Raw genomic sequence first — 6538 nt, forward strand, 5'->3', positions numbered from 1 at the left:
CGCCAAGGGCGGCTACGAGGGCGTCCTGGTCGCCGTCGCCGCCACCGGCCAGGCGGTGGCCGTCAAGGTCGCCGACGGCGCCTCCCGCGCCACCACGATGGTGGCCCTGGCGGCCCTGGCCCGCCTCGGCGCCGACGTCGCCGCCGCCGGCGACCTCACCAGCGCCCCCGTGCTCGGCGGCGGACGGCGGCTCGGCGTGCTCGCGCCCACCCCCGCCCTGCTGGGCTGAGCCCCGCCGCGGCCGGCGCCGCGGCGCGCCCGACGTAGGCTCACGCCGTGGACGCCACCCAGCTGCGAGCCCTGCAGAAGCCCCTCAAGGACAAGTACCGCGACGACCCCGCCACCGCCCGCGTGCCCGCCCGCGCCGTCGCGGTCCTGGACGGGGACACCATCGGCGCCTCCGTGGACGGCGCCGCCGGCACCGTCCGCGCCGGGCTGCACCCCGCCACCGGCGGCGACGGCAGCGAGGCCTGCTCCGCCGACATCCTCTGCGAGGCCGTCGCCGCCTGCGCCGGGGTCACCCTGCGCAGCGTCGCCACCGCCATGGGCGTGCAGCTGCGCGACGCCCGGGTGGTCGTGGAGGGCACCTGGGACGCCCGCGGCACCCTCGGCGTCGACCGGGCGGTCCCGGTGGGCCTCACCGACGTCACCATCACCTTCGACTTCGACAGCGACGCCGACGAGGCCACCGAGGCCAAGCTCGTCTCCCTCGCGGAGCGCTACTGCGTCATCGCCCAGACGCTGCACACCCCGCCCACCGTCACCGTCCGACGGGGCTGAGCGCCCCCGCCTCCAGCACCCGGTAGACCGTCGTGCTGCGCCAGCGCTGCCCCGGGCGCAGCACGACGTCGCCGAAGGCCGGCTGGTTCACCGCGTCCGGCAGCGCCTGCGTCTCCAGGCACAGCGCGTCGGTCTGCCGCACCGGGTGCCCGTCCGCGTCCGTCGTGGTGCCCGTCAGGAAGTTGCCCGAGTAGAACTGCAGGCCCGGCCGGTCGGTGAGCACCTGCAGCACCCGACCGCCCGCGCCGGTGACCTCCGCGACCAGGACCGGTTCCGCGGGCTCGGCGCCGAACGTGGCGTCCAGGACCCAGCAGTGGTCGTAGCCCTGCCCGGCGAGGACCTGCGGGTGCCCCTCGCGCAGCCGCTCGCCGATGCGGCGGGGCGCGGTGAAGTCGAACGGCGTGCCCGCCACCGGGGCCAGCTCGCCCGTCGGGATGAGACCCGCGTCCACCGGCAGGTAGCGCGCGGCGGCGATGCGCAGCCGCTGCTGCTCCACCGTGCCCGACCCCACGCCGTCGACGTTGAAGTAGGCGTGGTTGGTCAGGCTGACGGGGGTGGGGGCGTCCGCCGTCGCCAGGTAGTCGATGCGCAGCTGCGCGCCGCCCTCGACGTCGGTGAGGGTGTACACCACCTCGGCGCGCAGCTGCCCGGGGAAGCCCATGTCGCCGTCCGGGCTGGTCAGCCGCAGCCGCACCGCCGCCGCGCCCGGCACCTCCTCGGCCTCCCACACGCGCCGGTCGAAGCCGGACTCCCCGCCGTGCAGCGCGTGCTGCGCGCCGCCGGTGGGGACGCGGTGCTCCACGCCGTCGACGCTGAAGCGCCCGCCGGCGATCCGGTTGGCGAAGCGCCCGACGGTCGCGCCGAAGAAGTCCCCGCCCGCCTCGTAGGCGGCCACGTCGGGCAGGCCCACGACGAGCTCGACGCCGGTGCCGCCGGCGGTGCCCGGTACGGACAGCGACTGCAGCGTCCCCCCCAGCGACAGCACCGCGGCCCGCGCCCCCGACGGGGTGCGCAGCCACCAGCGCTCCACGCCGGTGCCGCCGCTCGTGCTGCCGAAGGGCTCCGGCGCCGCGCCGGAGGTGGTGCTCGTGGGGGAGGTCATGGGCCGCATCGTCGCGCACCCGCCGCGCGCCCCGGCCCGGGGGTGCTCACGCCAGCAGCTGCTCGCCCCACCAGCCGCCGGCCCCCACCCCGGGCGGCACCGCCCACACGCCCGAGCCGGTGTGCCGGACGTACTCGTTGAGCGCGTCGTCCGCCGCGAGCGCCTGCTGCACCGGGACGAAGGCCCGCCGCACGTCCCGCTGGTAGGCGAGGAAGAAGAGCCCCGCGTCCAGCCGGCCCAGCCCCGTCGCGCCGTCGGTGTAGTTGAACCCGCGGCGCAGCATCCGGGCCCCGCCGTGCCGGGAGGGGTGCGCCAGCCGGACGTGCGAGGCGGTGGGCAGCGTCGCCGGGTCGAAGGCCTCGTGCTCGCGGCTGCCGCCGAGCGGGGCGCCCTCGCCCTTGGTCCGGCCGACGACCTGCTCCTGCTCGGCCAGCGACGTGCGGTCCCACGTCTCGATGTGCATCGCGATCCGCCGGGCCACCAGGTAGGTGCCGCCCGTCATCCACCGCTCCCCCGGGGCGAGGGCGTCGTCGGCGGCGACCCACACGTGCTCGTCGAGGGCGGCGGTGTCGGCGCCGGGCACGTTGGCGGTGCCGTCCTTGAAGCCGAACAGGTTGCGGGGCGTGGGGGCGCTCGGGTCGACCGTCGCCGCCCGGCCGTAGCCCAGCTGCGCCCAGCGCACCGCGGCCCGGCCCGCGGCGATCCGGCTGAGCGTGCGGATCGCGTGCACCGCCACCTGCGGGTCGTCCGCGCAGGCCTGCACGGCGAGGTCCCCGCCGCAGCGGGCCGGGTCCAGGGTGTCGCCGGGGAAGGCGGGCAGGTCCACCAGCGCCGCCGGCCGGCGCGCCGCGAGGCCGAACCGGTCGTCGAACAGGGACGGGCCCAGCCCCACCGTCAGGGTGAGGCGCGCCGCGGGCAGGCCGAGGGCCTCCCCGGTGTCCGCCGGGGGCGCGAGCGGGTCCCCGCCCACGGCCCCGCCCTCGCCGACGGGCCGGCCGGAGACGAGCGCGCGCGCCGCCGCCGTCCAGTCCCGCAGCAGGCCGGCGAGCCCCGCCGCGTCGTCCGCCAGCACGTCGAAGGCCGCGAAGTGCAGGTGGGCCTGGACGTCGGTGGCGATCCCGGCCTGGTGCGCCCCCTCGAAGGGCACCACGTCGGTGGCGGTGGGGGCGGGCGGCTCGGCCGCCACCGCCACGGCGATCCCCGTGCCCGCGGCCCCCGCGCCGACGGCCGCGAGCAGGCCGCGCCTGCTCACCCGGGGCACGGCTCAGGCCTCCCCGGCGGCCGCGGCGCCCAGCCGCGACAGGGGCTCGGACAGCCCGTCCACCGCGCGGGCCAGCTCGCGCCGCTGCTCCTCGGTCACCGTGTCGTAGGGCACGAACCCGCCCGGCACCCGGTACGGCTCCAGCGCCGCGCGCACGTCCGCGAACTCCGCGTCGAGCGTCGTCACCAGCTCCGGGTCGTTCTCCGACACGATCGGGCGCAGCACCTCCAGGGCCTGCGCGGCACCGGCGACGTTGGCCTCGAAGTCCACGAGGTCGGTGTGGCTGAACGCCTCCTCCTCCCCGGTGATCTTGCCGGTGGCGACCTCGTCGAGCAGCTCCTTGGCGCCGTTGCCGATCGAGGTCGGGGTCAGCGCGGCGTTGGGCACCCGCTGGGCCAGCTCCTGCACGTCGAGCACGAGCTGGTCGGCCACCGGCACCAGCGGCGCGAGGTCCTCACCGGTCCACAGCGCCTTCTCGAGGCGGTGCCAGCCCGTGAACGCCTCACCCGCGGCGAGGTCCGCCTCGCGGGCGTCCATCCGCGGGTCGAGGTCGCCGAAGCTCTCCGCGACCGGCTCGATGGACTCCCACGGCACGCGGGAGGGGGCGTAGAGGGCCTTGGCCCCCTCCACGTCACCGGCGGCCACCGCGTCGCGCAGCTGCTGCACGAGCGGTACCGAGGCGTCGGCCTGCTGCTGCACCCAGGTGCGGTAGGCGGCCACGGCCGCCTCCGCCGCCGGGTCGGGTGCCTCGGCGGCCCCCGCGACCCGCACGTCCTGGCGGATGCCGTCGCCGACCATGCCCGGCTTGCAGGCGACCTGGTAGCTGCCCTCGGTCAGGTCCACCGTCAGCTCGTAGCTCGTGCCCGGGCCGATGTTCTCCTTCTCCGTGACGATCCGGTCGCCCGGGGCGTAGACGTACACCTCGGTCACGTCGCTGCCCTCGTTGGTGATGGCGAACGTGGTGATGCCGCTGCCGAGGTCGGTGCTGGAGACCTCGCAGGCGTCGTCGGTGGCGCGGACGGCGACGGTGCCGTCGGCCGGGCTCGCCCCGGCGGCCGGGTCGGCGGAGGGGGCGTCGGTGCAGCCGGCCAGCGCCGCGGCGGCGAGCAGGGTCAGGGCGGTGGCGGGGCGGGGCGTGCGGGGGCGCAAGGGGGCTCCAGGGGTCGGTCCGCGCCGGCGGGTGCGGTGCGGGCGGTCGGAGGGGGGCTCGGAGGGGGCTCGGAGGGGGCTCGGAGGGGGTCAGGAGTCGACGCGGGCGGGGCCCGCGGAGGGCGCGGCGGTCACGGGCCGGGCCGTGCGGCGCAGGAAGAGCGCGAGGACCGGCACGACGTAGGCGGCCCACGCGATCGCCTCCAGCCAGGTGGTGGCGGGGGAGAAGTTGAAGATCCCCTTGAGCAGCGCGCCGTACCAGCTGCTCGGCGGGACCTGCTCGCTGACGTCGAAGGCCAGCGAGCCCAGCCCCGGCAGGACGCGCGCCTCCTGCAGGTCGTGCACCCCGTAGGCGAGCACGCCGGCGGCGACGACGACGAGGGCGGCGCCGGTCCAGGTGAAGAACCGGCGCAGGTCGATGCGGACGGCCTGCCGGTACAGCAGCCAGCCGATCAGGACCGCCAGGGCCAGGCCGAGGAGCGCCCCGGTCAGCGGCTCCCAGGTCCGCCCGGTCGCGCGGACGGCGGCGGTGACGAAGACGCTCGTCTCCAGGCCCTCGCGTCCGACGGCGAGCAGGGCGGTGACGGCCACGGCCGTGCCGCCCAGCTCCACCGCCGAGCGCATGCGGTCGGTCAGCTCCGCGGCCAGCGACCTGGCGGCCCGCTTCATCCAGAAGACCATCCACGTCACGAAGCCGACGGCGACGATCGAGAGCGCACCGCCCAGGAGCTCCTGGGCGGTGAAGGTGAGCTGCTTGGCGGCCAGGGCGAGCCCGGCGCCGACCGCCACGGCGATCGCCACGGCCGCGCCGACCCCCGCCCACAGGGCCGGCAGGCGGTCGCGCCGGTCGGCCTTGACGAGGAACGCGACGAGGATGGAGACGACGATCGTGGCCTCCAGCCCCTCGCGCAGGCCGATCAGGAGGTTGGCGACCACGGTGTGCTCCTCGTCGGGGCCGGCGCCCTGCTGGTCCGGCGGGTGAGGCCAGGCTAACCGAGGTCGGGCGGGCGCGCCGGGGTCCCGGTGGGACCGCTCAGGGCAGCGACCAGTCCACGCCGGGCGCCCCCCGCGCGGCGAGCAGCTCGTCGACCCGGCTGAAGGGGCGCGAGCCGAAGAAGCCGCGCCGGGCCGACAGCGGGCTGGGGTGGGCGCTGGCCACGACGTCGGCGCCGGCCAGCAGCGGCTGCAGCGACTGCGCCTCGCGCCCCCACAGCACCGCCACCAGCGGTCGCTCCCGCGCGGCCAGCGCCCGCACCGCGGCGTCGGTCACCACCTCCCAGCCGAGGCGGCGGTGCGAGCCCGCGGCGCCCTCGGAGACGGTGAGCGCCCTGTTGAGCAGCAGCACGCCGCGATCCGCCCACGGGGACAGGTCGCCCGTGGTCGGCCGGGGCACGCCGGTGTCCTCGACGAGCTCGCGGAAGACGTTGGCCAGGCTGCGCGGCAGCGGGCGCACCTGCGGCTCCACGGAGAAGGACAGGCCCACGGCGTGCCCGGGGGTGGGGTAGGGGTCCTGGCCGACGAGCAGCACCCGGACCTCCTCGAAGGGCCGGCGGAAGGCCCGCAGCACCCGGTCGGCGCGCGGCAGCCAGGGCCGGCCGGCGGCGGAGGCGGCGGCGAGCTCGGCCGACAGGCGCTCCAGCTCGGGGCGCACCCCGCGCAGCGCGTCGGCCCAGCCGGGGTCGAGGTCGTCGAGCCCGAGCCCGGCGGGGTCGGGTCCGGGGGCGGGGGAGGGCACCCGGCGACCGTACCGGCGCCGGTGCCGGGGGGCGCGCCGCGCGGGCAGGCGCCGGTGCCGGGAGCTGTCGGCGCCGGTGCCTACAGTGGGGGCACCCGCTGCGGCGGGCGTCCCGGCACCGGCGGGGCGGCACCGGAGGGGGTTGCACCATGGAGGGCGATGCGGCGGTGGGCGCGGCGGCCGGCGGGCACGGCGCCGAGCGGGAGGCCGCGGCGCTGAGCGCGCGCGACGTCCGCATCCTGGAGTTCGAGCGCCAGTGGTGGACCTACCCCGGCGCCAAGGACCAGGCGGTGCGGGAGCTCTTCGACCTCACCCCGACGCGCTACTACCAGGTGCTCAACGCGCTCATCGACACCCCCGAGGCGCTCGCGCAGGACCCGGTCCTCGTCAAGCGGCTGCGGCGCATGCGCTCCACCCGCCAGCGCGCCCGCTCGGCGCGTCGCCTCGGCGCGCAGCCCTGAGCGGGCACGGAGGCGCGCCGCAGCCGGCGCGGCGCGGTGCCCACCGCACG

The 6538-nt window shown here is 77.8% G+C and carries 8 protein-coding genes; 3 read left to right on the forward strand and 5 right to left on the reverse strand.

Annotated features, from left to right (window positions below):
- A partial coding sequence (locus ABEB16_RS04935) for an asparaginase (RefSeq protein ID WP_345711155.1) occupies positions 1-229 on the forward strand: 229 nt, incomplete at its 5' end.
- Between the two features lie 47 nt (positions 230-276).
- Positions 277-780 (forward strand): OsmC family protein, encoded by a 504-nt coding sequence (locus ABEB16_RS04940; protein WP_345711156.1) that lies wholly within the window; start codon positions 277-279, stop codon positions 778-780.
- Here the strand turns inward: ABEB16_RS04940 and ABEB16_RS04945 are convergent.
- From ABEB16_RS04945 to ABEB16_RS04965, 5 genes are all read right to left on the reverse strand, one after another.
- Entirely contained in the window at positions 761-1882 is a 1122-nt protein-coding gene (locus ABEB16_RS04945) for an aldose epimerase family protein (RefSeq protein WP_345711157.1), read from the reverse strand. The two genes, ABEB16_RS04940 and ABEB16_RS04945, sit on opposite strands and share 20 nt — an antisense overlap.
- A gap of 46 nt (positions 1883-1928) precedes the next feature.
- The gene (efeB, locus tag ABEB16_RS04950) at positions 1929-3134 is read right to left on the reverse strand and encodes an iron uptake transporter deferrochelatase/peroxidase subunit (RefSeq protein WP_345711158.1); all 1206 of its coding nucleotides are present in this window, start codon (positions 3132-3134) and stop codon (positions 1929-1931) included.
- Between the two features lie 12 nt (positions 3135-3146).
- The gene (gene efeO, locus ABEB16_RS04955; RefSeq protein ID WP_345711159.1) at positions 3147-4292 is read right to left on the reverse strand and encodes an iron uptake system protein EfeO; all 1146 of its coding nucleotides are present in this window, start codon (positions 4290-4292) and stop codon (positions 3147-3149) included.
- A 90-nt stretch (positions 4293-4382) separates the two neighbouring features.
- Complete coding sequence (gene efeU, locus ABEB16_RS04960; protein ID WP_345711160.1) at positions 4383-5228, reverse strand: iron uptake transporter permease EfeU; 846 nt, start codon at positions 5226-5228, stop codon at positions 4383-4385.
- A gap of 97 nt (positions 5229-5325) precedes the next feature.
- Positions 5326-6027, reverse strand: coding sequence for a uracil-DNA glycosylase (locus ABEB16_RS04965; protein ID WP_345711161.1), 702 nt, complete (start codon positions 6025-6027; stop codon positions 5326-5328).
- 149 nt (positions 6028-6176) lie between these two features.
- Between ABEB16_RS04965 and ABEB16_RS04970 the strand changes: the two genes are divergently transcribed.
- The gene (locus ABEB16_RS04970; RefSeq protein WP_345711162.1) at positions 6177-6488 is read left to right on the forward strand and encodes a DUF3263 domain-containing protein; all 312 of its coding nucleotides are present in this window, start codon (positions 6177-6179) and stop codon (positions 6486-6488) included.
- The last annotated feature ends 50 nt before the right edge of the window (positions 6489-6538 follow it).

Origin of the sequence: Kineococcus glutinatus (assembly GCF_039542765.1) — a bacterium.
In the GTDB taxonomy this organism is placed as follows: domain Bacteria; phylum Actinomycetota; class Actinomycetes; order Actinomycetales; family Kineococcaceae; genus Kineococcus_A; species Kineococcus_A glutinatus.